At 71.5% G+C, this 25,755-nt stretch carries 21 protein-coding genes; 11 read left to right on the top strand and 10 right to left on the bottom strand.

The window, feature by feature from the left end; genetic code table 11:
• Positions 1 to 122: 122 nt before the first annotated feature.
• Together ACFV9W_RS32615 and map are read right to left on the bottom strand one after the other, a co-directional pair.
• Positions 123 to 773: a heme oxygenase (biliverdin-producing) gene (locus ACFV9W_RS32615; protein WP_385768391.1), complete on the bottom strand. Its 651-nt coding sequence runs from the start codon at positions 771 to 773 to the stop codon at positions 123 to 125.
• Positions 774 to 880: 107 nt separating this feature from the next.
• Positions 881 to 1,753, bottom strand: coding sequence for a type I methionyl aminopeptidase (gene map, locus ACFV9W_RS32620; protein WP_385768394.1), 873 nt, complete (start codon positions 1,751 to 1,753; stop codon positions 881 to 883).
• A gap of 57 nt (positions 1,754 to 1,810) precedes the next feature.
• Between map and ACFV9W_RS32625 the strand changes: the two genes are divergently transcribed.
• Positions 1,811 to 2,035: a hypothetical protein gene (locus tag ACFV9W_RS32625; protein WP_385768397.1), complete on the top strand. Its 225-nt coding sequence runs from the start codon at positions 1,811 to 1,813 to the stop codon at positions 2,033 to 2,035.
• A 70-nt stretch (positions 2,036 to 2,105) separates the two neighbouring features.
• On the opposite strand, the gene ACFV9W_RS32630 is transcribed toward ACFV9W_RS32625, so the two are convergent.
• Positions 2,106 to 2,717 (bottom strand): hypothetical protein, encoded by a 612-nt coding sequence (locus ACFV9W_RS32630; RefSeq protein ID WP_385768400.1) that lies wholly within the window; start codon positions 2,715 to 2,717, stop codon positions 2,106 to 2,108.
• Positions 2,718 to 2,810: 93 nt separating this feature from the next.
• Between ACFV9W_RS32630 and npdG the strand changes: the two genes are divergently transcribed.
• Both npdG and ACFV9W_RS32640 read left to right on the top strand, forming a co-directional pair.
• Complete coding sequence (gene npdG / locus ACFV9W_RS32635; RefSeq protein ID WP_385768403.1) at positions 2,811 to 3,524, top strand: NADPH-dependent F420 reductase; 714 nt, start codon at positions 2,811 to 2,813, stop codon at positions 3,522 to 3,524.
• Between the two features lie 90 nt (positions 3,525 to 3,614).
• The gene (locus tag ACFV9W_RS32640) at positions 3,615 to 3,815 is read left to right on the top strand and encodes a hypothetical protein (protein WP_385768406.1); all 201 of its coding nucleotides are present in this window, start codon (positions 3,615 to 3,617) and stop codon (positions 3,813 to 3,815) included.
• Here ACFV9W_RS32640 and ACFV9W_RS32645 read toward each other — a convergent pair.
• On the bottom strand, positions 3,805 to 4,605 hold the full coding sequence (locus ACFV9W_RS32645) for a site-2 protease family protein (RefSeq protein ID WP_385768409.1): 801 nt from the start codon (positions 4,603 to 4,605) through the stop codon (positions 3,805 to 3,807). The genes ACFV9W_RS32640 and ACFV9W_RS32645 overlap by 11 nt on opposite strands.
• 166 nt (positions 4,606 to 4,771) lie before the next feature.
• Here ACFV9W_RS32645 and ACFV9W_RS32650 point away from each other — a divergent pair, with 166 nt between their 5' ends.
• Positions 4,772 to 8,068, top strand: coding sequence for a BTAD domain-containing putative transcriptional regulator (locus ACFV9W_RS32650; protein WP_385768412.1), 3,297 nt, complete (start codon positions 4,772 to 4,774; stop codon positions 8,066 to 8,068).
• Positions 8,069 to 8,115: 47 nt separating this feature from the next.
• Here ACFV9W_RS32650 and ACFV9W_RS32655 read toward each other — a convergent pair whose 3' ends face one another.
• From ACFV9W_RS32655 to panB, 3 genes are all read right to left on the bottom strand, one after another.
• On the bottom strand, positions 8,116 to 8,952 hold the full coding sequence (locus ACFV9W_RS32655) for an ABC transporter permease (RefSeq protein WP_385768415.1): 837 nt from the start codon (positions 8,950 to 8,952) through the stop codon (positions 8,116 to 8,118).
• Positions 8,949 to 10,013 (bottom strand): ATP-binding cassette domain-containing protein, encoded by a 1,065-nt coding sequence (locus ACFV9W_RS32660; RefSeq protein WP_385768418.1) that lies wholly within the window; start codon positions 10,011 to 10,013, stop codon positions 8,949 to 8,951. Before ACFV9W_RS32660 ends, ACFV9W_RS32655 begins: the two co-directional genes overlap by 4 nt.
• 1,211 nt (positions 10,014 to 11,224) lie before the next feature.
• Positions 11,225 to 12,103 carry a 3-methyl-2-oxobutanoate hydroxymethyltransferase gene (gene panB / locus ACFV9W_RS32665; protein WP_385768421.1) on the bottom strand — a complete coding sequence of 293 codons (879 nt, stop codon included), beginning with the start codon at positions 12,101 to 12,103 and terminating at the stop codon, positions 11,225 to 11,227.
• Positions 12,104 to 12,315: 212 nt separating this feature from the next.
• On the opposite strand from panB, the gene ACFV9W_RS32670 reads away from it, so the two are divergent.
• From ACFV9W_RS32670 to ACFV9W_RS32690, 5 genes are all read left to right on the top strand, one after another.
• On the top strand, positions 12,316 to 13,953 hold the full coding sequence (locus ACFV9W_RS32670) for an MFS transporter (RefSeq protein WP_385768424.1): 1,638 nt from the start codon (positions 12,316 to 12,318) through the stop codon (positions 13,951 to 13,953).
• An 86-nt stretch (positions 13,954 to 14,039) separates the two neighbouring features.
• The gene (locus tag ACFV9W_RS32675; RefSeq protein WP_385768427.1) at positions 14,040 to 14,831 is read left to right on the top strand and encodes a TetR/AcrR family transcriptional regulator; all 792 of its coding nucleotides are present in this window, start codon (positions 14,040 to 14,042) and stop codon (positions 14,829 to 14,831) included.
• A gap of 163 nt (positions 14,832 to 14,994) precedes the next feature.
• Positions 14,995 to 16,014: an endonuclease/exonuclease/phosphatase family protein gene (locus ACFV9W_RS32680; RefSeq protein ID WP_385768430.1), complete on the top strand. Its 1,020-nt coding sequence runs from the start codon at positions 14,995 to 14,997 to the stop codon at positions 16,012 to 16,014.
• 170 nt (positions 16,015 to 16,184) lie between these two features.
• Positions 16,185 to 17,402: an MFS transporter gene (locus tag ACFV9W_RS32685; protein WP_385768433.1), complete on the top strand. Its 1,218-nt coding sequence runs from the start codon at positions 16,185 to 16,187 to the stop codon at positions 17,400 to 17,402.
• A 110-nt stretch (positions 17,403 to 17,512) separates the two neighbouring features.
• The gene (locus tag ACFV9W_RS32690; RefSeq protein WP_385768436.1) at positions 17,513 to 18,043 is read left to right on the top strand and encodes an FxLYD domain-containing protein; all 531 of its coding nucleotides are present in this window, start codon (positions 17,513 to 17,515) and stop codon (positions 18,041 to 18,043) included.
• 52 nt (positions 18,044 to 18,095) lie between these two features.
• On the opposite strand, the gene ACFV9W_RS32695 is transcribed toward ACFV9W_RS32690, so the two are convergent.
• Positions 18,096 to 19,721: a multicopper oxidase family protein gene (locus ACFV9W_RS32695; protein ID WP_385768438.1), complete on the bottom strand. Its 1,626-nt coding sequence runs from the start codon at positions 19,719 to 19,721 to the stop codon at positions 18,096 to 18,098.
• 70 nt (positions 19,722 to 19,791) lie between these two features.
• Positions 19,792 to 20,301 carry a hypothetical protein gene (locus tag ACFV9W_RS32700; protein ID WP_385768441.1) on the bottom strand — a complete coding sequence of 170 codons (510 nt, stop codon included), beginning with the start codon at positions 20,299 to 20,301 and terminating at the stop codon, positions 19,792 to 19,794.
• Positions 20,302 to 20,371: 70 nt separating this feature from the next.
• On the opposite strand from ACFV9W_RS32700, the gene ACFV9W_RS32705 reads away from it, so the two are divergent.
• Entirely contained in the window at positions 20,372 to 21,832 is a 1,461-nt protein-coding gene (locus tag ACFV9W_RS32705; RefSeq protein WP_385768444.1) for an APC family permease, read from the top strand.
• Between the two features lie 52 nt (positions 21,833 to 21,884).
• On the opposite strand, the gene ACFV9W_RS32710 is transcribed toward ACFV9W_RS32705, so the two are convergent.
• The gene (locus ACFV9W_RS32710) at positions 21,885 to 23,828 is read right to left on the bottom strand and encodes a protease pro-enzyme activation domain-containing protein (RefSeq protein WP_385768447.1); all 1,944 of its coding nucleotides are present in this window, start codon (positions 23,826 to 23,828) and stop codon (positions 21,885 to 21,887) included.
• Between the two features lie 462 nt (positions 23,829 to 24,290).
• On the opposite strand from ACFV9W_RS32710, the gene ACFV9W_RS32715 reads away from it, so the two are divergent.
• Entirely contained in the window at positions 24,291 to 25,652 is a 1,362-nt protein-coding gene (locus ACFV9W_RS32715) for a glutamine synthetase family protein (protein ID WP_385768450.1), read from the top strand.
• Positions 25,653 to 25,755 lie beyond the last annotated feature (103 nt).

Consider the following 25,755-nt stretch of genomic DNA (forward strand, 5'->3'; position numbering starts at 1 on the left):
GGGCTTGATAAATCAAGCCCCGCCGGCGATCGGTGAGACGGGTATTTCAAGCCCCTGCGGCGATTGAGCAGCGGGGTCCGGGGCGGAGCCCCGAGGCCGCAACGCCGGCGCCGGTCAAAGGATCACGCGGCCGACCGGAACTCCTCGCCCAGCCCGGCGAACACCCCGGTGTTCAAGGCGAACGCCGCCTTGCACTCGGCCACCACCCGCTGCTTCTCCAACTCGTCCACCGCGATGCCGTCGAGAAGCTCCCGGTAGTGCCGCTTGAAGGCCGCGGGGTTGGCCACCCCCTCGAAGACGTAGAACCGCACCCCGTCCCCCTTGCGCGCGAACCCCCACGTCTTCTCCGCCTTGTCGCGGATGATCTGCCCACCCGAGAGATCGCCGAGATAGCGCGTGTAGTGGTGCGCCACATACCCGCCCGGCCAGGACGCCGCGCACTCGGCGACCCGCTCCGCGTACTCCCGCGTCTGCGGCAGCGCGGACACGGTCTCCCGCCAGTCCGCACCCCGCAGATGCGCGAGGTCGCGCTCCAGCTCGGGTACGCGCGCCAGCTCCGGCTGGATGAAGGGCCCGGCCACCGGATCGTCGACGAGGCGCCGGGCGCCGTCCTCGAGGGCCCGGTACACGAACCACAGCTGCTCCGTGTACCGCGCGTAGGCGTCCACGCCGAGCCGCCCGCCGAGCAGGTCGCCCATGAACGTCGACGTCTCCGCCTCCGTGTGCTGCTCGTGCGAGGCGGTGCGGATCAACGTGGAGAACGGGGTGTCCATCGGGCGGCCTCCGGGTTTCCGACAAGCTGTCGGTAAAAGCGTACCCAGCGACACGATCAAGGGAACGTAAAAACAGAAAACCGGAAGCCCAGGACCGCGGGAGACCGCTACGGCAGCGTGAGGATCTCCGCGCCGCTCTCCGTGACCACCAGCGTGTGCTCGAACTGCGCGGTCCGCTTGCGGTCCTTCGTGACGACGGTCCAGCCGTCCTCCCACATGTCGTACTCGTACGTGCCGAGCGTGAGCATCGGCTCGATCGTGAACGTCATGCCCGTCTTGATCTCGGTCGTGGCCTGCGGGGAGTCGTAGTGCGGGACGATCAGGCCGCTGTGGAACGACGAGTTGATGCCGTGGCCCGTGAAGTCGCGCACCACTCCGTAGCCGAAGCGCTTGGCGTACGACTCGATGACCCGGCCGATGATGTTGATCTGGCGGCCCGGCTTGACGGCCTTGATGGCGCGGTTGAGGGACTCGCGGGTCCGCTCGACGAGCAGCCGCGACTCCTCGTCGACGTCGCCCACCAGGTACGTGGCGTTGTTGTCGCCGTGCACGCCGCCGATGTACGCGGTCACGTCGAGGTTGACGATGTCGCCGTCCTTGAGGACGGTCGAGTCCGGGATGCCGTGGCAGATGACCTCGTTGACGCTCGTGCACAGCGACTTCTGGAAGCCGCGGTAGCCGAGCGTGGACGGGTACGCGCCGTGGTCGCACATGTACTCGTGCGCGATCCGGTCCAGCTCGTCCGTGGTGACCCCCGGGGCGATCGCCTTCGCCGCCTCCGCCATCGCCCGCGCCGCGATCCGCCCGGCGATCCGCATCGCCTCGATGGTCTCCGGGGTCTGCACCTCGGGCCCCGTGTACGGAGTCGGCGCGGGCTTGCCGACGTACTCGGGGCGCCGGATGTTCCCGGGCACGGAGCGGACGGGGGAGATCTCCCCCGGAACGAGCAGGGCGGGCGACGCTTGCGACTGGCCAGACATGCCAGCGAGTGTAACGAGCGCACGTGGGGGAGCATGGCGGGGACGAGAGGAGCCGCCGTGGCGCTGTTCAAGAAGCGAACCGTCGGAAAGCCGGGCGAGTGGTACTACTGCCTGGAGCACAAGAAGGTCGAAGAGGGGCCGGAGTGCCCCAACAAGGACCGTTTCGGCCCCTACGCCTCCCGCGAGGAGGCCCAGCACGCGATGGACACCGCGAGGGAACGAAACCTGGAGTGGGAATCCGACCCCCGCTGGCACGACAAGCCGGAGGAGCCGGACCAGTGAGCATGTGGAGCCCCTGCGGCGATTGAGCAGCGGGGTCCGGGGCAGAGCCCCGCGCGGGGAGCCGCAAACCTCACCACCGCGCGGGCGGCGGCGCGGTCAAATGATCCGCAAGCCGCGACAACCGATCACGAAACCCCCGCCGCCCCCGCGGAGCGCTCGCCGCGTTCTCCCCCGCCGCCGCACTGACCAGGTGCTGCACCGTATCCAGATCCAGATCGGTGTCACCGGGCACGCTCAGCCCGTCATGGGCCATCGCATGCAGGTCACCCCCGCCGGCAGCCTCCGCGTCGAGCGCCAGGATCGTCGCCCCCGCGCGGCGCGCGTCCCGCACCCGCTCCAGCAGCGGAGCGCCCGGCTCCGTCGGCGTGACCACGAGCAGCGTCTCGCCGCGCCGGGCCGCCTCGAGCCGGCCGAGGCCGACGGCCAGGTGCGCGGGGTCGTCGGGCCGCGCCGCGTGCCGTACGAGGGTGGGCGCGAGCTCCGGCGTGCCGGACCAGGCCGCCTCGTCGACCAGGTGGGCCGCCAGATGCCAGGGCTCGTACGTCGGGGAGCCCACGAGCAGGAGCCCGCCGCCGTGCGCGCCGACCGAGGAGCGCAGCGCCCCCGCGAAGCGACGGGTGGCGGAGGGCCACTCCGTCCCGGCCAGTACCTCGCGCAACAGTGCTACTCGTACCGCGTCCATGGGGTCGCATGGTGCCTCAAGTCACCGGCCCGTTCGCCGCGTTCGGGGGAAGACCGCCCGTACGGGCCACATACCCTTGAGTAGGGTCGCTGCATGACCTCTACCGAAAGCAGCCCGAGCGGCCAGAAGGCCCCGGCCAAGGACCCCTGGGACCTCCCCGACGTCTCCGGACTCGTCGTCGGAGTGCTCGGCGGCACGGGCCCGCAGGGCAAGGGCCTCGCCTACCGCTTCGCCCGAGCGGGCCAGAAGGTGATCCTCGGATCCCGCGCCGCCGAACGCGCCAAGGCCGCCGCCGACGAGCTCGGCCTCGGCATCGAGGGCGCCGACAACGCCGAGTGCGCCCGCCGCAGCGACATCGTGATCGTCGCCGTCCCGTGGGACGGCCACGGCGCCACCCTCGAAGCCCTCCGCGAGGACCTCGCGGGCAAGCTCGTCGTCGACTGCGTCAACCCGCTCGGCTTCGACAAGAAGGGCGCCTACGCCCTGAAGCCGGAGGAGGGCAGCGCGGCCGAACAGGCCGCGGCACTGCTCCCGGACTCCCGGGTCGCGGCCGCCTTCCACCACCTGTCGGCCGTCCTGCTCATCGACCCGGAGATCGAGGAGATCGACACCGACGTCATGGTCCTCGGCGAGGAACGCGCCGACGTGGAACTGGTCCAGGCGCTCGCCGGGCGCGTCCCGGGCATGCGCGGCATCTTCTCCGGCCGCCTGCGCAACGCCCACCAGGTCGAATCGCTCGTCGCCAACCTCATCTCCGTGAACCGCCGCTACAAGGCGCACGCGGGGCTGCGCGTAACCGACGTATAGGCACGTACGGGGTGCCTTCCGGCCCCGGTGGGGCATGGGGGACACTGGACGGCGTACTACCTGCCGCGCCGCCGTCTGGAGCCGACCCCCATGCCCCGCATCGCACTGTTCTCCCTGGTCGTCTGCGCCCTGGCCGTCGTGGCGGCCGTGGTCTCGTTCGTCGAGGGCAGCTTCCTCGGGATCGTGTGGGTGCTGATCGCGGGCGTCACGTCGAACATGTCGTGGTTCTACCTGCGCCGGGCGAAGGCCGAGAAGCAGGCGGCGCAGGCCGGGACCGCGCCTACTGCGTGACCGTCGGGATCTCCGGGGTGCCCTGCCAGAACTGGTAGAACTGCCGCCCCCAGTACGTGTCCCACTCGTGCACGCCGAGCGCGCCGAGCACCCAGTCGACCGCGTCGAAGAACCACTGGTTGATCTCCGGGATCCACAGCACGGCGAACACGGCGAGCAGACCGAACGGCGCGAACGGCTCCACCTGCCGCCGGATCTTGTGCGACAGCCAGGGCTCGATCACCCCGTACCCGTCCAGGCCCGGCACCGGCAGGAAGTTCAGGATCGCCGCGGTCACCTGGAGCAGGGCGAGGAACCCGAGCGCGTAACGGAAGGTGTCCGGCACCCCGTCCAGCGCGTCCAGCCAGAACGGCGCCGTGCACACGATCGCGAACAGCACGTTCGTCAGCGGCCCCGCCGCCGAGATCAGGCTGTGCCGCCAGCGCCCCCGGATCCGCCCCCGCTCGATGAAGACGGCACCGCCGGGCAGGCCGATCCCGCCCATGATCACGAAGATCACCGGCAGCACGATGCTGAGCAGGGCGTGTGAATAAACGAGGGGATTGAGCGTCAGGTACCCCTTGGCCCCGACCGAGAGGTCCCCGCTGTGCAGGGCCGTGCGCGCGTGCGCGTACTCGTGCAGACAGAGCGAGACGACCCACGCCGCCGTCACGAACAGGAACACGGCGAAGCCCGGCGCGGACGCGAAGTCCGTCCACACCGCCCAGCCGGCCACCGCCGTGATCGCGGCGATGCCGAGGAAGACGGGGCTGATCCTGTTGTCGCCGCGGCGTGCGGTGGCGGTGGTCATGGGGTGGGACTCCCGGTGCAGTCTGGTCGGCTGGCTCACCGAACGTACTCGCTGTATGCGGGAAACGTGTCGCGGTACTGCGGGAGTTCCGGACAAGGTGGGGGCATGACGAGGTGCGGGCAGGTGCCCGGCGCGGTGGTGGAACGGCAGCGGGGACAATAGGTCCGTGCGCTACCGAATCCTCGGCACCACCCAGGCACTCCGCGACGACGGCACGGCCGTTCCGGTCGGCGGGGCGCGGTTGCGTGCGCTGCTCACGGTGTTCGCGCTGCGGCCCGGGCGGGCGGTGCCCGTCGCGGTCCTCGTCGATGAGGTGTGGGGCGAGGAACCGCCCGCGGACGCGGCGGGGGCGTTGCAGGCGCTGGTCGGGCGGCTGCGCAGGGCGCTGGGGGCCGGGGCGGTCACCTCGTCCGAGGGTGGCTACCGGCTCGCCGCCGCGGCGGACGACGTCGACCTGTTCCGCTTCGAGCGGCTGACCGCGGACGGGGTGCGGGCCCTCGCGGACGGGGACCCGGCGAAGGCGGTCGACCTGCTCGACGACGCGCTCGCGCTGTGGCGTGGGCCCGTTCTCGCCGATCTTCCGGACCGGTCGGCCGAGGCCATGAGGTGGGAGGCCCGGCGGCTGGACGCGCGGCGGACCCGCCTCGCCGCGTGTCTGGGGCTCGGCCGCGCGGACGAGGTCCTGCCGGAGCTGACCTCGCTGTGTGACGCGCATCCGTTGGACGAGCCGTTGCAGGTGCTACGGCTGCGGGCGTTGCGCTCCGCGGGGCGGGGAGCGGAGGCGTTGGCGGCGTACGAAGGGGTTCGGCGGGAGTTGGCGGACACGTTGGGCGCCGATCCCGGGCCGGAACTTCGGGCGCTGTACGGGGAGTTGTTGGCCCCGCCCGCTCCCACGCCACGGGGCTCCGCCCCGGACCCCGCGCCTCAAACGCCGGCGGGGCTTGATTTGCCTGGCAATCTCCGTGCCCGGCTGACCTCGTTCGTCGGGAGGGCGGGGGATCTCGATGCGATCCGGGCCGACCTGGGGCGCGTACGGCTGGTGACGCTGCTCGGGCCCGGTGGGGCCGGGAAGACGAGGCTGTCGCAGGAGGCCGCCGAGGGGCTCGGGACCGTGCCGGACGGGGTGTGGGTCGCCGAGCTGGCCCCGGTCAGTGACCCCGCCGCCGTGCCGGAGGCGGTCGTCAGCGCGCTCGGCGCCCGGGAGACGGTGCTGCGCGGCGCCGGCGCCGAAGAGCTCCGCGTCGCGGGCGAACGCCAGGGCGACGATCCGCTCGTGCGCCTCGTGGAGCACTGCGAGGACCGCCGGCTGCTGCTCATCCTCGACAACTGCGAGCACGTCATCGACGCTGCCGCCGCCCTCGCCGAGGACCTCCTCGCGCACTGCCCCGGCGTCACGATCCTCGCCACCAGCCGCGAACCCCTCGGCGTACCGGGCGAGTCGCTGTACCCGGTGGAACCGCTCCCGGAGCCGTACGCACTGCGCCTGTTCGGCGAGCGCGGCGCCGCCGTGCGCCCCGGCTTCACGGTGGCCGAGGCCCCGGAGGCCGTCGGCGAGATCTGCCGCCGCCTCGACGGGCTCCCGCTCGCCATCGAACTCGCCGCCGCGCGCCTGCGCATGCTGACGCCCCGCCAGATCGCCGACCGCCTCGACGACCGCTTCCGCCTCCTGACCTCCGGCGCCCGCACCGCCCTGCCCCGCCAGCAGACGCTCCGCGCGGTCGTCGACTGGTCGTGGGACCTGCTCGACGAGCCCGAACGCGCCACCCTCGCCCGCCTCTCCGTCTTCAGCGGCGGCTGCGACCTGCCCGCCGCCGAGGCCGTCTGCGGCCCGGACGCGCTCGACGCCCTGGCCTCCCTCGTCGACAAGTCGCTCGTGGTCGCCGCGCCGGAGGACGACGAGCACGGCGGCGGCATGCGCTACCGGCTCCTCGAAACCGTCTCCGAGTACGCCGGCGACCGCCTCGACGAGTCCGGGGAGCGCGCCACCGCCGAGCACGCCCACCTCACGTACTACCGCGAACTCGCCCGCACCACCGACCCGTTGCTCCGCGGCGGCGGCCAGCGCGCGGCCATCGCCTGCATCGAGCGGGACTACGAGAACCTGCGCACGGCCCTGCGGCACGCGGTCGCGGCCCGCGACGAGCAGGAGGCGTTCTGCCTCGTCCTGTCCCTGTCCTGGTTCTGGCAGATGCGCGACCTGCGCACCGACGCCCGTACGTGGACGGGGGAGGCCGCGGCGCTCGGCCCCGACCCGTTCGCCGGCCCCGTGCGCCCCGCCCCGCCGCTGCTCCAGCGCTGCACCGACACCCCGCCCCCGCTGACCGGCGAGCTGTTCGAAGAGGCGCGCCGCCAGGTCCACCTGTGCCGGCTCGGCTACATGGACATGGAGATGGACCACTGGCAGACGGAGGAGGGCCAGGCCCGGCTGCGCGCCGTCATCGAGACCTACCGCCCCGACCTCCCGCAGGCCTGCCGCCCGCCCGGCAACATCTGGTACTTCGCCGTCCTGATGACCGGCGACATGGACAAGCTGCAGGAACTCGCGGCGGTGTCCGCGCGGACCTGCCGCGAGCTCGGCTACGACTGGGAACTGGCGCTCGTCCTGCAGATGCGGGCCAACGTGTTCGCCAACCGCAGCGACTGGGCCGAGGAAGGGCTCGCGTACGCCGACGAGTCGCTGGAACTGTTCAGCCGGCTCGGCGACGAATGGGGCACCGCCGAGGCGCTGTCCGCGCGCGGCGAGGCGCGCGAGAAGCTCGGCGACTTCGAGGGCGCCGCCGCCGACTACACGCGTGCCCGCGAGGTCGCGCACAGCATGGGCGCCCACTCCCAGGCCGCGATCCTCCAGGTCAGGCTCGGGCAGGCGCGGATCGAGCAGGGGGACGCCGAGGAGGGCGAGGCCCTGCTGTGGGAGTCCCTCCAGGACGGCCGCCGGCACACCAACGAGTCGCGGCCCGCCGCCCGGCTCTTCCTCGTCTCGCATCTCGCGCTCACCGGCCGCACCGCCGTGGCCCGTGAACAACTCGCCCTGCTGCGCGCCGAGTTCAGGGTGGCGCAGATCGGCTTCTTCCACGGCATGACCGTCGGCATGGAGGCGATGATCGACGCCGTCGACGGGCACACCGAGGACGCCCTCGTGAACGTGCGGCGCTGCCTCGACATCGCGCGGGACCCGCTGTCCGCGCTCGTCATGCCGCAACTGGTGGGGCTGCACCTGTGCACCGCGGCCCGGGCCGTGGCGCAGCGCGGCGGGGACGGAGACGCGGTGGCCGCCGCGCGGCTCATGGGCGCGGCCGACGCGGCGACGCCCAAGGGGCACAAGCCGGGCCTCCTCGAACGCAATTGGCGCGCGGACGCCGAGGCGGCGGTCCGCGGGCTGCTCGACGAGGCGGCGTACGGACGGGCATACGCCGAGGGCGGCGGCCTCTCCGTGGAGGAGGCCGCCGCCCTGCTGGACGACTGACGACCGACGCGAATCGACCCGGTCGCCCGGACCCGTTCCGCGCGGGGTCAGCTCTTGGTGGTGAACTTACGGATCGCGATCGGCGCCATGACGGCCGTGATCACTGCCGTCCACCCGAGGGTCACCCACAGGTCGTGGGCGACCGGGCCGCCGACCATCATCCCGCGGCAGGCGTCCGCGAGGGACGAGATCGGGTTCCAGTCGGTGAAGGCCTGGAGCCAGCCCGGCATCGACTCGGTCGGCGCGAAGATCGACGAACCGAACTGCAGCGGCATCATCACCAGGAAGCCCATGGCCTGCACGGCCTGCGCGCTCTTCATGGTCACGCCGAGCGTCAGGAAGATCCACATGAGGGCGGAGCCGAACAGCGCGGTCAGGCCGATGGCACCGAGCAGACCGGCCCAGCTGGTGATGTCGAAGCCGACGAGCAGCGCGACGATCATCAGGACCGTGGTGGCGACGAGGAGCCGCAGCATCTCGACGACCACCTTGGCCATGAGCACCGAGCCGCGGCCGATGGGCAGGGACCGGAAGCGGTCCATGATGCCCTTCTGGAAGTCCTCGTTGAAGCCGGTGCCGACGCCCTGCGCGATGTTCATGCTCATCATCGCGACCATGCCGGGGATCACGTACTGCACGTACGCGTCCTGGCCGCCGCCCATCGCGGAGCCGATCGAGCCGCCGAAGACGAACACGAACAGGAGCGTGAAGACGATCGGCATCAGGATCGCGTCGAACATCGACTCCGGGTCGTTGCGGATCCACAGCAGGTTGCGGCGGATCAGCGCGCCCGTGTGACGCAGATGGCCGCTCAGGCCGATCTTGGGGTCGGCCTCGACGGTGATCGTGGGGACCGCGGTGGGGCTCAGGGTGGTGGCACTCATACGGCGGCCTCCTCGAGTTCGGGCCTCGCGTCCTCCGGGGCGGAGGCCTTGTGGCCGGTGATGGACAGGAACACCTCGTCCAGGCTGGGCAGTTCGGTGGTGATGGAGCCGACCGTGATGCCTCGCGCGGTGACCGCGCCCACCACGGCGGTGAGCTGCTCGTCGCTGAGTACGGGGACCAGGACGCACCCGGACCGGGTGTCCACGGTGGTGGTGGCGAGGCCCGTGAGCCCCATGTCGTCTATCGCGTGCGCCAGCGGGCGCAGCTCCAGCTCGTCGGCCGGGCGGATGCGCAGGGTGCGGCCGCCGACCTTCGCCTTGAGCTCCTCGATGCCGCCACGCGCGATGACCTTGCCGTGGTCGACGACGGTCAGCTCGGAGGCCAGCTGCTCGGCCTCCTCCATGTACTGGGTGGTGAGCAGGACGGTGACGCCGTCGCGCACCATGCTCTGCACCTCGTCCCACACCTCGTTACGTGTACGGGGGTCGAGGCCGGTCGTCGGCTCGTCCAGGTAGAGGACGTGCGGGCGGCCGATCATCGACGCCGCGAGGTCGAGGCGGCGGCGCATACCGCCGGAGTACGTCTTCGCGGGGCGGGTGGCGGCGTCGGTGAGGCTGAACCGCTCGAGCAGGGCGTCGGCCCGGGCCTTGGCGTCCTTCCGGGACAGGTCGAGGAGCCGCCCGATCATGTAGAGGTTCTCGCGGCCGGAGATCTTCTCGTCGACCGAGGCGTACTGGCCGGTGAGGCCGATCACGCGGCGGAGCTGGCGCGGCTGGCGCACGGCGTCGTAGCCCGCCACGATCGCCGTGCCGGAGTCCGGGGTGATCAGGGTGGACAGGCACCGTACGAGGGTCGTCTTGCCCGCGCCGTTCGGCCCGAGCACGCCCATCACGGTGCCCTCGTGCACGTCCAGGTCCACGCCGTCCAGGGCCTTGGTCTCGCCGTAGTGCTTGACCAGTCCCCGCACGGACACGGCGACCGGGCGGTCGCTGCCGGGGCGGTCGCTGCGCGGGCGGTCGCCGCCCGGGCTGGTGTCGGGGTTCTTGTCGATTCGCGTCATGCCCACCACGCTGCCAGCCCCCACCGACAACCCACCGACACGCGACCGACAGGTCTCCGACGGGGGAGCGGTGGGGGTTACGGGGGCCGGGGGCCGCGGGGGCGGGTTTTTGGCTGTGTGTGGGTGGCCGATGGCCGATGGTCGATGGCTGTGGGGGTGGGGGAGTGGGGGCGACGGTGTGGGGTGCGGGGCGCGCGGTGCCGGGGCAGGGCAGGGGGCGCTTGACGTCAGTGTTGCGGCGCGGTGTGGTTCCGGGCCCTGCCGGGGCGGGCGCCCATGACTCCGATACGCGGCACCGCACTTCTCCGGCTGCGCCTGCCCACCTCCCACTACCCGCCCCCTCCGGGGGCTTCGGCCTGTCCGGGGTCGGGCGCCCGTGCCGGGGTGGGTGTGCATGGTGCCGGTGCGCGGCACCGCTCTTCTGCGGCTGCGCCTGCTCACCTCCCACCGCCCGCCCCCTCCGGGGGCTCCGGCTCGTCCGGAGTCCCGCGTCGGGGCGGTACCCGTCGTGATGGGTGCGCGGCACCGGGGGCCGCCTTGCCCACCCTGCCGCCCCAGGCGGCAGATTGCCCAAGTCGGTGACGGCCACCCGCTCGCTACCGCGGCAGGCGGGTCAACCCGGCTCGGCGGAGGCTGGGCCAAATCGAGCCCCTGCGGCGATTGAGCAGCGGGGTCCGGGGCGGAGCCCCGAGGGCGGCGGATGGTGGGCCGGTGGAGGCGGCCCGGCAGAGCGGGCGGCACCCCGCGGGGCCGAAGCCCCCGGAGGGGGCGGGTGGGTGGGAGATGAGCGGCGGCAGTGGCCCGGGCGGAGTGCGGGCGATTGCCTGCGGGTGGGCGGGCCACTCAAGCCTCTGCGGCGCTTGAGCAGCGGGGTCCGGGGCGGAGCCCCGAGAGCGGCGGACGGTCGACCGGCAAGGACGGCCCCGAGAGCGGCGGACGGTCGACCGGTGAGGCCCGGTGGACGGGCTACCCGTGAGGCCGGGCGCCGCCACCCACCCCACCGCCCCACCCGCGGAGCGTGCCGCGGCCCGCCGACGGGGGAAGATCGGCGGGCCGCGGTCGTACCGAATTGGCTCAGCGGACGGGTCACCCCCGCCCGGTGTGGCGCTCAGCGGAAGGGGCACCCCGCCCCGGGTGCGTGCTCAACGGACGGTTCGGCCCCGCCCCGGGTGCGCGCTCGACGGACGGGTCGCCCCCGCCCAGGGCCCCGCTCAGTGGACCGCGTGTTCCTCCTGAGGGAACGTTCCGCCGACGACGTCCTCCGCAAACGCCTTCGCCGCGTCGGACATCACGCCCCGCAGATCCGCGTACTGCTTCACGAACCGCGGCATCTTCCCGCCGGTGAGGCCGAGCGCGTCCGTCCAGACCAGGACCTGCGCATCCGTACCGGCCCCGGCGCCGATGCCGACCGTCGGGATGTGCAGCGTCCGCGTGACCTCGGCCGCCAGCTCCGCCGGGACCAGTTCGAGGACGACCGCGAACGCGCCCGCGTCCTGGACCGCCTTCGCGTCGCGCAGCAACTGCTGCGCCGCCTCCTCGCCGCGCCCCTGCACCCGGTAGCCCTGCGTGTTGACCGACTGCGGGGTCAGCCCGATGTGCGCCATGACCGGGATGCCGGCGTCGACGAGCAGCTTGATCTGGGCGTGCGAGCGCTCGCCGCCCTCCAGCTTCACCGCTCCGACCCCGGCCTCCTTCACCAGCCGCATGGCGGACCGGAGCGCCTGCGTGGGCCCCTCCTGGTAGGACCCGAAGGGCAGGTCGCCGACGATCAGCGCGCGGGACGTGCCCCGCACCACCGCCGCCGACAGCATCACCATCTGGTCCAGGGTCACCGGCACCGTCGTGTCGTACCCGAGGTGGCAGTTGCCCGCCGAGTCGCCGACCAGCATCACGGGAATCCCGGCCTCGTCGAAGACCGACGCCGTCATCGCGTCGTACGCGGTGAGCATCGGCCACTTCTCGCCCCGCTCCTTGGCGAGGCCGATGTCCCGGACGGATACGCGGCGCGAGCCCTTGCCCCCGTAGAGCACGGTGGACTTCTGGGCGTTCTGGGCGTTCTGGGCAGCCGAAAGCTCTGTGGGTTGCGTCATCGCAACGGCTCCTTCATGTCGTCTCGAGGCGCCCTGACGGCGTCCCCGGATCCCTTCCATGGTGGCACCGCGTGCCGCTCCCGCGCCAGGCCTCCTCCCGAACCCGCACCCCGCCCCGCCCGTACCCCGCCCACGTAAAGCCTCGGCAAGGCTTTTCCCGGGACTTTCAATACGAGACGGTCCCGTATCGAAATGGGTCTAGGGTCCTTCCCATGACCACTCCTGCCGCCTCCGACGACGACCCCCAGGGCGCCCAGGGCGCCCAGGGCTCCCCGGGTACCCGCGTGCCCGAGTCCGTGCACCGCCGTCGCTGGGTGATCCTCGGCGTGCTCATGCTGAGCCTGCTGATCGTCGTCCTCGACAACTCGATCCTGAACGTCGCGATCAAGACGATCTCGGCCCCCGAGCCCGTCGGCATCGGCGCCTCGCAGAGCGAGCTCGAGTGGGCCATCAACGCGTACACGCTCGTCTTTGCGGGCCTGCTCTTCACCGCCGGTCTGCTCGGCGACCGCATCGGACGCAAGAAGGTCCTCATCGGCGGCCTCGTCGTCTTCGGCATCGGCTCCGCCCTAGCCGCCGAGTCCGGCACACCCGTCCAACTCATCGCGTTCCGCGCGGTGATGGGCCTCGGTGCCGCCTTCGTCATGCCGGCCACGCTCGCCGTCCTGATGAACGTCTTCGAGCGCGACGAGCAGCCGAAGGCCATCGGCATCTGGGCGGGCGGCGTCGGGCTCGCCATCGCCATCGGGCCGATCACCGGCGGGCTGCTCCTCGACCACTTCTGGTGGGGCTCGGTCTTCCTCGTGAACGTGCCGATCGTGATCATCGCCATCGCGCTGATGCTCGCGCTCGTGCCGGACTCCCGGGACCCGAAGCCCGGCCGGATCGACCTCGTCGGCGTCGCGCTGTCCGTCGTCGGCCTCGTGCTGCTCGTCTACGGGATCATCAAGGGCGGCGACGAGGGCGACTTCACCAGCGTCCAGGTGCTGGCCACCATCGCCGCCGGACTCGCCGTGCTGGTGGCCTTCGTGCTGTACGAGAAGCGCAGCGACCACCCGTCGTTCGACATCAACCACTTCAAGAACAAGGTGTTCTCGGCCGCCATGGCCGGCATCGCGCTCGTCTTCTTCGCGATGATGGGCGTCACGTTCTTCGCGTCCTTCTACATCCAGAGCGTGCGCGGCTACTCGCCGTTGCAGACCGGCGCGTTCCTGCTGCCGCTGGCCGCCGCCCAGCTGATCTTCGCGCCGCGCGCCCGGCTCGTCGTCGACCGGCTCGGGGTGCGCGTCACCACGACCGGGGGCCTGGTGCTGCTCGCGGCCATGCTCGCCGCGTTCACGCTGCTCGACGAGGACAGCCCGATGTGGGTCATGGAGGTCATCTTCTTCTTCATGGGCACGGGCATGGCGCACGTCATGACGCCGACCAGCGTCGTGATCATGCAGTCGCTGCCGCGCGAGAAGGCGGGCTCGGCCTCCGCGCTCAGCAATACGTTCCGCCAGGTCGGCGGCGCGCTCGGGATCGCCGTGCTCGGCTCGGTGCTGTCCACGGCGTACAAGAACGGGATCGCGGACCAGTTGCTGCCGCTGCCCGCCGGGCTCCGGGACGCCGCGGGCGCGTCCATCGAGGCCACGCTCGGCGTCGCCGAGAAGCTCGGGCCGCGCGGCGAGGCGCTGGCCGGGGCGGCGAACGACTCGTTCGTGCACGCCATGCACATCACCGCGCTGTGCGGGGCGGGCGTCGCGCTGCTCAGCGCCGTGCTCACCGGGCTCTTCCTGCCGCGCAAGCCCAAGGACCCGCCGGCCGAGCAGAGCGGCGAGCAGCCGGAGAAGGTCGGTGCGGGCCACTGAACCCGCCCTGAGCTGCTGATTGAGAGAATGCGCCGGGTGGCCCGCCGCGACGGCGGTCCCCGGGGCGTGGTGAAAGGCGGAGCGCGGTGGACGCGGGCACGGGCACGGAACGGGCCGAGGGCCGGACGCGGCGGCGAAGGCCCCCCGGGACCTCCGGGACCTCCGGAACCTCCGGAACCTCCGGGACCTCCGGGACCTCCGGGACCTCCGGGACCTCCGGGACCTCCGGGACCTCCGGGACCTCCGGGACCTCCGGAACTCCCCGGCCCTCGGAGCGGGCCGCCCCCGCCCGCGGCCGTCCCCGCAGCGAGGCGGTCGAGCAGGCGATCATCGAGGGCGTCATCCAGTTGCTGGAACAGGGCGTGCCGCTCACCGAGCTGTCCATCGAGCGCATCGCCCGCACCGCAGGCGTCGGCAAGGCCACCATCTACCGGCGCTGGAGCGGCAAGGAGGAACTCTTCGTCGACGTCGTCGCCACCATCGAGGAGCCCGATCCCGCCGACCTTCCGGGCACCTCGATGCGCGACGACCTCGTCCGGCTCCTGGAGCACATGCGCAGACGGGGCCTGAGCATGCGCACCTCCGCGCTGCTGCACAACGTCCTCGCGCAGATGAAGACGCTGCCGCGGCTCTGGGGCGCGTACCAGGAGCTCGTCGTGGAACCCAGGCGGCGCGTGACGCACGACGTCGTGCGGCGCGGGGTCGAGGACGGCGAGCTGCCCGCCGGCACGGACATCGAGTTCGCCGCGGACCTGTTCACCGGGCCGATGCTGCTGCGCACGGTCATGCGGTCCGACGCACCGCTCGCGGACGATCTGGCCGAGCGGATCGTCGACACGGTGCTGGCGGGATTGCGCGCGGTGTCGCGGGGGGCTTGATCGTGTGCGGGTTTCGTCACAAGGCGGGGTCCGGGGCCGCCACCCGGAACTCAGGACGCCGCCGCACACGTCCCCCAGACCGTAGAGGAACGGAAAGCCGCTGCTCATCCCCTACTGTTTCGGGCTAGGGCAGCGGGCACGGCAGAGTTGAGGCGACGACGGCATGGCGCAGGCGTACAAGGGTGGCGACGGCAGCGGGACGGGGACCGCGGGGCCGGGGGCCCGGCCGGGACGTCAGGGCGGCCGACCGCTGGGCGGCCGCGGGTACTGGCGGCGCGGCATCGTTCTCGCGGTGCTCGCGATCCTGCTGGCGCTGGTCATGCTGCTGCACGCGCAGATCCCCAACACGATCGGCAACCTCGGCTCGCTGACCGAGACGTTCCTGCCGTGGCTGGGCGCCTTCGTTCCGGTGCTGCTCGTCCTGGGTCTCGTACGGAGGTCGGCGACCGCGGTGGTCGCGGTGCTCGCCCCGGCGATCGTCTGGTTCAACCTCTTCGGCGGGCTGCTCACCGACAAGACGGGCAGCGGCGGCGATCTGACCGTCGTCACGCACAACGTCAACGCCGAGAACGCCGATCCGGCCGGTACCGCGAAGGACGTCGCCGCGTCCGGCGCGCAGGTCGTCGCCCTGGAGGAGGTGACGGCCCAGGCGCTGCCGGCGTACCGGGACGCGCTCGCGAGCGCCTACCCGTACCACGCGGTCAAGGGCACGGTCGGGCTGTGGAGCAAGTACCCGCTCTCCGACACCCGGCCCGTCGACATCAAGCTGGGCTGGACGCGGGCGCTGCGCACGACCGTCGAGGCGCCACAGGGCAAGGTCGCGGTGTACGTCGCCCACCTGCCGTCGGTGCGTGTGAAGCTCGACTCCGGGTTCACCGCCAGCCAGCGCGACAAGAGCGCGGACGCGCTCGGCGAGGCGATCGCCGACGAGCCGATCGAGAAGGTCGTGCTCCTCGGTGACCTGAACGGGACCATGAACGACCGCGCCCTGAACGGCGTCACCGCGCAGATGCGTTCCACGCAGGGCGCGGCGGGGAGCGGCTTCGGGTTCAGCTGGCCGGCCGCGTTCCCGATGGCGCGCATCGACCAGATCATGGTCAAGGGTGTGGAGCCGGTCACGTCGTGGACGCTGCCGCGGACCGGGAGCGACCATCTGCCGATCGCGGCGCGGGTCGACTTGTGACGTCGAGCGGTCGGCCGTTCGTCACGGCGCCTTAACCTCGCGGAATAGTCGATGGGCGAGACTTTGTTCCGTACGTAAACTTACGTACTCCGCAGGTACGCGTTCACATACGGACGCACGTACGCGTGTACGCACGTATCCCTCCCGCCGTCGCAACCGAAAGTTCCTCCATGCCCCTCGCCCTGCTCGCGCTCGCCGTGGGCGCCTTCGGCATCGGCACGACCGAGTTCGTCATCATGGGCCTGCTGCCCAACGTCGCCGACGACCTGGGCATCTCGATCCCGGACGCCGGACACCTCGTCTCCGCGTACGCGCTCGGGGTGGTCATCGGCGCGCCGCTGCTCGCCGCGGTCACCGCGCGGATGCCGCGGCGCCGGGTCCTCATCGGCCTGATGGCGCTGTTCGTCGTCGGCAACGCGGTGTCGGCGGCGGCTCCGGACTACCACTCGCTGATGCTCGCCCGCTTCGTCAGCGGACTGCCGCACGGAGCGTTCTTCGGCGTCGGCGCGGTCGTCGCCACCTCGCTGGTGGCCCCGGAACGCAAGGCCCGCTCGGTCTCCCTCATGTTCCTCGGACTGACCATCGCGAACGTCGTCGGTGTGCCCGCCGCGACGGCGATGGGCCAGCAGCTGGGCTGGCGCGCCACGTTCCTCGCGGTCAGCGCGATCGGCCTGGTCGCGATCGCGGCGCTGCTGGCGCTGGTCCCGGCGGACCACGGCCACGGCGAGACGGCCGCGGGCCTGCGGGGCGAACTGCGCGCCCTGAAGTCCCTTCCGGTCTGGCTCGCGCTCGGCACGACCGTCGCCGGCTTCGGCGCGCTCTTCGCGGCGTACAGCTACATCACGCCGATGCTGACGGACGCGGCGGGCTACGCGGAGGCGTCCGTGACCGTGCTGCTCGCGCTCTTCGGCGTCGGCGCCACGATCGGCAACCTCATGGGCGGCCGCCTCGCGGACCACTCCCTGCGCGGCACGCTCTTCGGCGGCCTCACGTCCCTGGCCGTGGTCCTGGCCTTCTTCCCCCTCCTCATGCGTACGGAGTGGAGCGCGGCCCTGGCCGTCTTCCTCCTCGGCATGGCGGCGTTCACGACGGGCTCCCCGCTCCAGCTGATCGTGATGGAGAAGGCCTCCGCGGCCCCCTCCCTCGCCTCGTCCGCCAACCAGGCGGCCTTCAACCTGGCCAACGCCGGCGGCGCCTGGATCGGCGGCCTCACCCTCGCCGCGGGCTTCGCAGTCACCTCCCCGGCCATCGCGGGCGCGGCCCTGGCGGTCCTGGGCGTGGGCGTCGCATTGGTCGCGTACGCGGTGGACCGGGGCCGCGGCACGGCGACACCGGGACGCTTGGTGGCCTCGCACGTCCCGGTGGAACAGGACGCGGTGCGGCGCTGACAGGCGGGGAAGTTGGGCCCTACACGTAAGGCCTTTCTGCCTGCTTTCTGCGCGATTCTCCGGGATTACGGTTACGTGTCCCTTGTGAAGCCGTAGAAAGTCGACTCACCATGACCACGCCCGAGTACGCCGCTCCGTCCCCGCAGGACCCCAAGAAGAAGACCTGGGTCCGGCGCCACAAGTTCGTGACCGGAGTGGCCGGTCTCGCCATCGTCGGCGGCACGATCGCCGCGACGAGCGGTGGCGAGCAGGCCGAGGCGGAGGCGAAGGCGTCGTCGTCCTCGGCCGCCAAGAGCTCCGAGAGCGAATCCAAGAAGGACGAGCCGCTGTCGGTGTCGTCGAACAAGCTCAACGCGCCCAAGGATGATGTTGAGTTGGGTGACGTCACGGTCGACGATCTGGGCACGCCCCAGGTGGATCTGACCATCACCAACCACTCGTCGAAGACGTCGGACTACATGATCGACGTCGAGTTCCTGGACGCCAACGGCAAGCGCATCGACACCGGCACTGCCGTCGAGAACGCCGTCGCCGCCGACCAGGAGGTCGACACTCAGGCCGGAGGGCTGGAGCAGGCTCCCAGCGGCACCGTCACCGCCAAGGTCCTCACCGTCGACCGGTTCGCCACGGCCGGTTCCTGAGGGTCTGCAGGAAAGAGGGCGGGGTACGCGCGCGTGCCCCGCCCTCGGGGTGTCAGGCCCGGTAGCCCAGGACCGTCATCATGCCTGCCTCCGAGTGGTAGACGTTGTGGCAGTGGAGCATCCACAGGCCGGGGTTGTCCGCGTCGAAGTCGGCCGTGACGGTGGCGTTCGGGAGGACGATCGCCGTGTCCTTGCGGGGGCCGTTCGGCAGGGTGAAGGTGTGGCCGTGCAGGTGGACCGGGTGCCACATGGACGTCGTGTTGGTGAAGAGCAGACGGACGCGTTCGCCCGCGCGCAGCGGGTAGCGCTGGTCCGGGTCGTACGGCTTCTTGTTGAACGCCCAGTCGTACTTGGCCATCCCGCCCGTGAGGCGGAGCTTGATCGTGCGGTCCGGCTTGCGGGAGGGCAGGGTCACTGAGTCGTCCGCGCGGAGCTTGTCCGCCGTCAGGAGGCGGCCGTTCAGCTCCTTGGGGTGGACAGCCGCCTTCGGTGTCGAGCCCGAGGCCGTGCGCAGTACCGCGAGGGCCGACGCCTTCTTGCCCTCCGCGAGCGCCGTCAGCGGGAACACCCCGTCGCCCGCCGTCACCAGCACGTCGTACCGCTCGCCCATCCCGAGCAGCAGCGCGTCCGTCTTCGCGTGCCGCACCGGGAAGCCGTCCGTGTGCGTCACGGTCATCTCGTGGCCGCCGAGCGCGACGCGGAACGCCGTGTCGCCGCCCGCGTTGACGAACCGGATCCGGATGCGGTCGCCGGGGCGGGCCTCGAAGGATGAAGGGGCTTGTGGGGTACGGCCGTTGACCAGGTAGTGGGGGTATTTCACGTCGCCCGCGTCGCCGCCCAGCAGGTCGCTCTTCGCGCCCATCATCATGCGGGACGGGCCGGCCGGCTTCTTCTTCTCCTTCTTCTCCTCCTCCGTACGCATCGACATGCCTTCCATTCCCGGCATGTCGTGGCCCGAGTGGCCGCCGCCGGATGAGCCGGACGAGCCGTCTCCGTGGTCCATCCCCGCACGAAGCTCCTTGAGCACCGCGTCCGGCGTCGAGCCGGCCACCCCGTCGACCCAGTCGTCGAGGACGACCACCCACTCCTTGTCGTAGGAGAGCGGCTCCTTCGGGTCCTCCACGATCAGCGGCGCGTACAGCCCGCGGTCCTGCTGCGTGCCGGAGTGCGGGTGGAACCAGTACGTGCCGGGGTGCGCCACCTTGAAGCGGTACGTGAAGTCGGCGCCCGGCGCGATCGGCTTCTGGGTGAGGCCCGGTACGCCGTCCATGTCGTTGCGCAGCGCGAGGCCGTGCCAGTGCATCGACGTGGGTTCGGGCAGGTGGTTGGCGAGGGTGAGGGCGAGTGTGTCGCCGGCGGTGACGCGCACCTCCTTGCCGGGGAGGTCGCCGCCGTACGACCAGGACTTGACGGTGCGGTCGCCGAGGTCGAGCCGGGTCTCGGCCGCCGTGAGCCTGACCTCGCGGACCCGGCCGCCGGAGCCGCGCTTCTTCTCGGCCGCGGCGACCTCCTTGCCCGCCGGGTCGAGGTAACCCTGGGGCGCGGCGCCGTTCGCCGCGTGGCCTCCGTGGCCGGACGACGAACCGGAACAGGCCGCCAGGGCGCCCGTCCCGGCCACGGCGACCGCTGCGCCGAGCAGGGTGCGTCGAGTGGGGGTGCGCGGAGTCTCCTTGCGCATGCGTGTGTACCTCGCTGTCGATGAAGCTGTCGGTGAAGGTGGATTCAGGCGTGCGAGATCGCGCGCAGGCCTAAATGCGCAGTACCGACAGCCGGGACAGGAGACTTCGCGGCGGGGGAGGGTTCGGGCGCGGGGCGAGGGCGAGGCCGCGGGACCGCGGCCCCGGCGCCACCGCCGCGAGCAGCGGCCGCAGCACCCACACCGTCAGCAACAGCAGCGTGAACGAACCGAGCACGGCAAGGCACACGTTCAGCGGATCCATGCCGCCGTGGCCGGGGGAGTCGGGGCGCTCGTGCACCGTGGTGGCGGAGGGGTCGGCGGTGGCGGCGTACGGGGCGCCGTGCTCGGCCCCCGCGCCGTGCTCCGCCGCTACACCGTGCTCCGCCGCAGCACCGTGTTCCACTGCCACACCGTGCTCCGCCGCCGCGACGTGCGCACCGCCCATCGGCATCGCCCCGTCGTGCCCCGCCCCGTGCCCCGACGGATGCCCCAGCGTATGCATCCCGACGACCCCGAAGAGCAGCGCGGCGAACAGCAGCAACCGCTGCCACCGCCCGGTGCCGCTCCGTGTCCTCGCCATGCCCCGCACCTTACCCCCACCCGGTATCCCGCGACGTGCGGCCTCCCCCTCCCGCCCCGATCATGAGCCCATGACGACTGCGGACAACCCAGGACAAAGTGACCGGATCGCGGACGACGGCAACCGCCGCCAGTTCATCTCCTGGGTCACTCTCGGCCTGATGACCACGGCCTCCGTCGCCAGCCTGCGGCCCTCGCCCTCCATGGCCCTGTACGGACTCGCCGCGATCTTCCTCTACCTCCTGCCCGCCGTCGTCTTCCTGCTGCCCACGGCTCTCGTCGGCGCCGAACTGGCCTCCGGCTGGACGGGCGGCATCTACCGCTGGGTCAGCGAGGCGCTCGGCAAACCGCTCGGGTTCATCGCCGTGTGGTGCCAGTTCGCGATGACCATCGCGTACTACCCGAGCCTGCTCGCCTACGTGGCGTCCACCTTCGCGTACGTCATCCACCCGAGCCTCGCCGAGAACGGCCTGTACGTCGCGATCTGCATCGTCGTCCTCTACTGGGCGGGCGTGTACGTGAGTTCGCGCGGCACGAAGACCATCGCGGGGCTGTCCTCCCTCGGGCTCATCATCGGCACGCTCATCCCGGGCGTCGTGCTCGTCGTCCTCGGGATCGTCTTCCTCGGACAGGGCAATCCGTCCGCCGCCCCGATGACCGCCGACCACTGGCTGCCGCCGTGGACGGGCCTGGCCAGCCTCGTCCTCATCGTCAACAACTTCCTGTCGTACGCGGGCATGGAGATGAACGGCGTGCACGTGTCCTCGCTGCGCAGCCCGCGCGCCGAGTACCCGCGCTCGATCTTCCTCGCGACCGGCCTCGTACTCCTGATCTTCATCCTGCCCGCCCTCGCGATCAGCTGGGTGATGCCCGCGAAGCAACTCAGCCTGACCGCGGGGCTCATGCAGGCGTTCCAGGCGTTCTTCGACCACTTCGGGGTCGGCTGGATGACGCGGATCGTCGGCGTGATGCTGGTGTGCGCGGCGCTCGGCGGCATGCTGACGTGGCTCGCCGGACCCGCGAAGGGGCTCGTGCTGCTGTCCCGGCAGGAGGGCTATCTGCCGCCGTTCCTGCAGAAGTTCAACAAGTACGGCGTTCCGCAGAACGTGATGGTCGCGCAGGGGGTTCTCACCACCCTCATCGGCGTGCTCTACGCCTTCAGCGACAACGTCTCCAGCCAGTACTGGATGTTCTCCGTCATCACGATCCAGATCTATCTGGTCGCGTATCTGCTGATGTTCGTGGCCGTCGTGCGGCTGCGGCGCTCGCAGCCGGACGTGCCGCGCGGCTTCGTCGTCCCGGCCGTCACCGCCGTCGCGGGCGTCGGCTTCGTGGCCTCCGTGCTCGCGCTCGTGATCGGCTTCGTACCGCCGGACCAGTACGACACCGGGCCGCTGTGGCGGTATCTGCTGATCGTCGGCGGCGGGCTGCTGCTCCTCGGCATCGCGGCGCCGGTCGCGTTCCTCAAGTTCCGCAAGCCGAGCTGGATCCACCCCGACCACCGGGACCCGGTCGTCGGCGAACAGGGCTGAGCCCCGGTGGTCCGGGCGAGCGCCCGCCCGGACCACCGGGGCCGTCGTGACGTCAGCGGCGGTACGAGTTCACGTAACCCGGGGCCGGCGAGCCGACCCCCGTCACGTCGTCGTAGCCCCTGACGGCCTTCAGGGAGGCGTCCTTGCCGAGGCCGCGCACCGAGGTGAGCAGGCCCTCCGACGCGTCGTAGCTGTTGGCGTAGTCGACGCGGACCACGGCGAGGTCCTTGCCGGTCGGCTTGTCGACCACGTCGTGGTACTTCGCCGTGCCGTACCGCTCGTAGAGCGCCGGGTTCGCGAAGCCGAGCGCCTTGCCGCCGCCCGTCTGCTGCGCGAGCGCCTGCACGCCCGCGATGACCGGCGCGGCGAGGGAGGTGCCGCCGATGCGGTACTCGTCGTAGCCGAGCGAGCCGTCGGGCAGGGTCTGCGTCTGCCCCACCAGGAAGCCGGTGTTCGGGTCGGCGATGGCGGAGATGTCCGGGACGACGCGGTTCGCGCCGCCGTTGGCCTTCGCGAGCGCGTCCGGCACGACGCCCTTCTGGTAGCCGGGCTGCGCGACCGTCCTGCTGGTGCCGCCGCCCGCCCCCGAGGTGTACGCGCCGGGGAAGTCGGTCCAGCTCTTGCCGTCCGCCGCCAGGTCGGACTTCAGCGTGCCCCAGCCGGTCTCCCACTGGTACGTGTCGCCCTTGCCGACGGCGAGGGAGGTGCCGCCGACCGCCGTGACCCACGCCGAGTTGGCGGGCGTGTCGACCTGCTTGGTGCCCGTCGACGCGACGTTGTCGCCGTTGTCACCGGACGAGAAGTAGAAGCCGATGCCTTCGACGGCGCCCAGCTGGAACACCTGGTCGTACGCGGCGGCCAGCTCGGGCGTCTGGTTGGCCTCGATGTCGCCCCAGGAGTTGGAGACGATGTCGGCGAGGTGGTGGTCGACGACCTTGCCGAGCGAGTCGAGCAGATCGTCGTCGTAGCAGGAGGCGGCGCCCACGTACGTGATGTCGGCGGCCGGGGCCGTCGCGTGCACGGCCTCGACGTCGAGGGTCTCCTCGCCGTACCAGCCGGCCGCGTCGCACTCCTTGGTCCTCGTGTACTTCTTCGGCAGCACCTGCTTGAGCTGCCCGGTGCTGTAGCCCGCGTCGCCGTGCTTCTTCGCGTACGTCGCCGCGTCCTTGGCGATGGTCGGCGAGGCGTACGCGTCGGTGATCGCGACCTGCACGCCCTTGCCGGTCGCCTTCCCGGCGCCGTACGCGGCACGCAGCTGCTTGCCGGTGTAGCCCTTCGGGGCGTACGGGACCTTGCCGCCGTACGCGTCCGGGAGGGTGCTCGCGGTGTTCGATCCGTAGTACGTGGAGAACGGGCCCGCGTTGCGGAACACGGCGCTGGGCGGCGGCAGTTGGTTCTTCTTCGTCGCCTTGTGCGGGGCGCTGTCGAGGCCGGTGACGGTGAGCACGGCGCCGTCGAGGGACGCGGGCACGGAGGCGGCGCCGGACGGGGCGCGGTAGGTGTGGCCGCCCTTCGTGTAGTCGTGCAGCTGCGTGCCGAAGGCCTTCTCGGTGGCGGCCACGTCGCCCGACACGGAGAGGTAGCGCGCGGTGGATCCGGTCACGGTCAGGCCCGCGGACTTCAGCCAGGCCGTGACCCCGGCTATCTGCTCCTTCGTCGCCCCGAAGCGGCCGCGCGCCTCCTTGGCGCTCAGATACTTCTGGTAGCTGTCCGACTTCGGTTCGGACACGTCCTTCGCGTACCGGGCGAGGCCCTTCGCGTCCCGGCCCGCGAGGTAGACGCGCGCGGTGACGTTGCCGCCGTCCGCGGTGTCGCCCTTGTCGGCGGCGCCGGTGGCCCACAGCGGCCGGGTGCCGGAAAGGGTGTCGCGGCCGTCCGGCTGGGCGTGGGCGGGCGCGGCGAGGGCGAGGGCGCCGGCCAGCAGCGGAAGGGTGGCCGCGAGGCTCAGGCCCGCCCGGGTGCGGCGTGCGCCGCGATTGGATCTATTGGATCTCATGTGGAACCCCCTGGATAGCCCCTGGACAGAGGTACCTGGACAGAGGTGCTGGAGCTGCGAAGGTGAATGTGTAATGCACACGCGGACGGCCCCACTCTCGCCAGCAAGCGTTCACGCGGGGGAAATGGAACAATCAAGAAGGCGTCAAGTCGGCTCAACTACGGTCGGGATAAGCCGATTTGGCCGCATCGCGGGATGCGCCACGGGGTGCATCAGGGGGTGCGTCACGAGGTGCGGCGGGCCGGTCGCGCGGGCCCGCGACGGCCGCCCGACGGCACGGCCCGGAAGGCGGGCACTATGACGCCGAGGGCTTCGGCAGGCACTATGAACACATCACCGGCCGATCAGCGACGATCAAGGTCGGCAACGCGCCGGAAACGGGCGTGTGGTGGGATGTGACCAGGCCCTCCAAACGGCGTGGGAGCAGTAGGCCTGACCAGCAAGGATGGGTGGAAGCGAAAGATGGACAAGCAGCAGGAGTTCGTGCTCCGCACCCTGGAGGAGCGCGACATCCGGTTCGTACGTCTGTGGTTCACGGACGTGCTGGGCTTCCTCAAGTCGGTGGCCGTGGCCCCGGCCGAGCTGGAACAGGCGTTCGACGAGGGGATCGGCTTCGACGGCTCCGCCATCGAGGGCTTCGCCCGCGTATACGAGTCCGACATGATCGCCAAGCCGGACCCGGGCACCTTCCAGGTCCTGCCGTGGCGCGCGGAGGCCCCCGGCACGGCCCGCATGTTCTGCGACATCCTGATGCCCGACGGCTCGCCGTCCTTCGCCGACCCGCGCTACGTCCTGAAGCGGGCCCTCGCCAAGACCTCCGACCTCGGCTTCACCTTCTACACGCACCCCGAGATCGAGTTCTTCCTGCTCAAGGACAAGCCGCTGGACGGCACCCGCCCGGTGCCCGCCGACACCTCCGGCTACTTCGACCACACCCCGCAGAACGTGGGCATGGACTTCCGCCGCCAGGCGATCACGATGCTCGAGTCGATGGGCATCTCGGTCGAGTTCAGCCACCACGAGGGCGCGCCGGGCCAGCAGGAGATCGACCTGCGCTACGCCGACGCGCTCTCCACGGCGGACAACATCATGACGTTCCGCCTGGTCATGAAGCAGGTGGCGCTGGAACAGGGCGTCCAGGCGACGTTCATGCCGAAGCCCTTCTCCGAACACCCCGGCTCCGGCATGCACACGCACCTGTCCCTCTTCGAGGGTGACAGGAACGCCTTCTACGAGTCGGGCGCCGAGTACCAGCTCTCCAAGGTCGGCCGCTCCTTCATCGCGGGCCTGCTGCGCCACGCGGCGGAGATCTCGGCCGTCACCAACCAGTGGGTGAACTCCTACAAGCGCATCTGGGGCGGCTCCGAGCGCACGGCGGGCGCCGGCGGTGAGGCCCCGTCCTACATCTGCTGGGGCCACAACAACCGCTCGGCCCTCATCCGCGTCCCGATGTACAAGCCCGGCAAGACGGGCTCGGCCCGCGTCGAGGTCCGCTCCATCGACTCGGGCGCCAACCCGTACCTCACGTACGCCGTCCTCCTCGCGGCCGGCCTCAAGGGCATCGAAGAGGGCTACGAACTCCCGCCGGGCGCCGACGACGACGTCTGGGCCCTCTCCGACGCGGAACGCCGCGCCATGGGCATCGAGCCCCTCCCCCAGAACCTCGGCGAGGCCATCGCCCTGATGGAACGCTCCGAACTGGTCGCGGAGACGCTGGGCGAGCACGTCTACGACTTCTTCCTCCGCAACAAGAAGCAGGAGTGGGAGGAGTACCGCTCGGAGGTCACGGCGTTCGAGCTGCGGAAGAACTTGCCGGTGCTGTAAGGGCAGGTCAGAGCGGTTTCGCACCGCATCAGGCTTTCGGGGCCGCCGGTCTGTGACCGGCGGCCCTGCCGTGTGTGGTGGGAGCGGCAGGGGATCGGCGGCG

It is taken from the genome of Streptomyces sp. NPDC059897, from assembly GCF_042730865.1.
Lineage (GTDB): Bacteria > Actinomycetota > Actinomycetes > Streptomycetales > Streptomycetaceae > Streptomyces.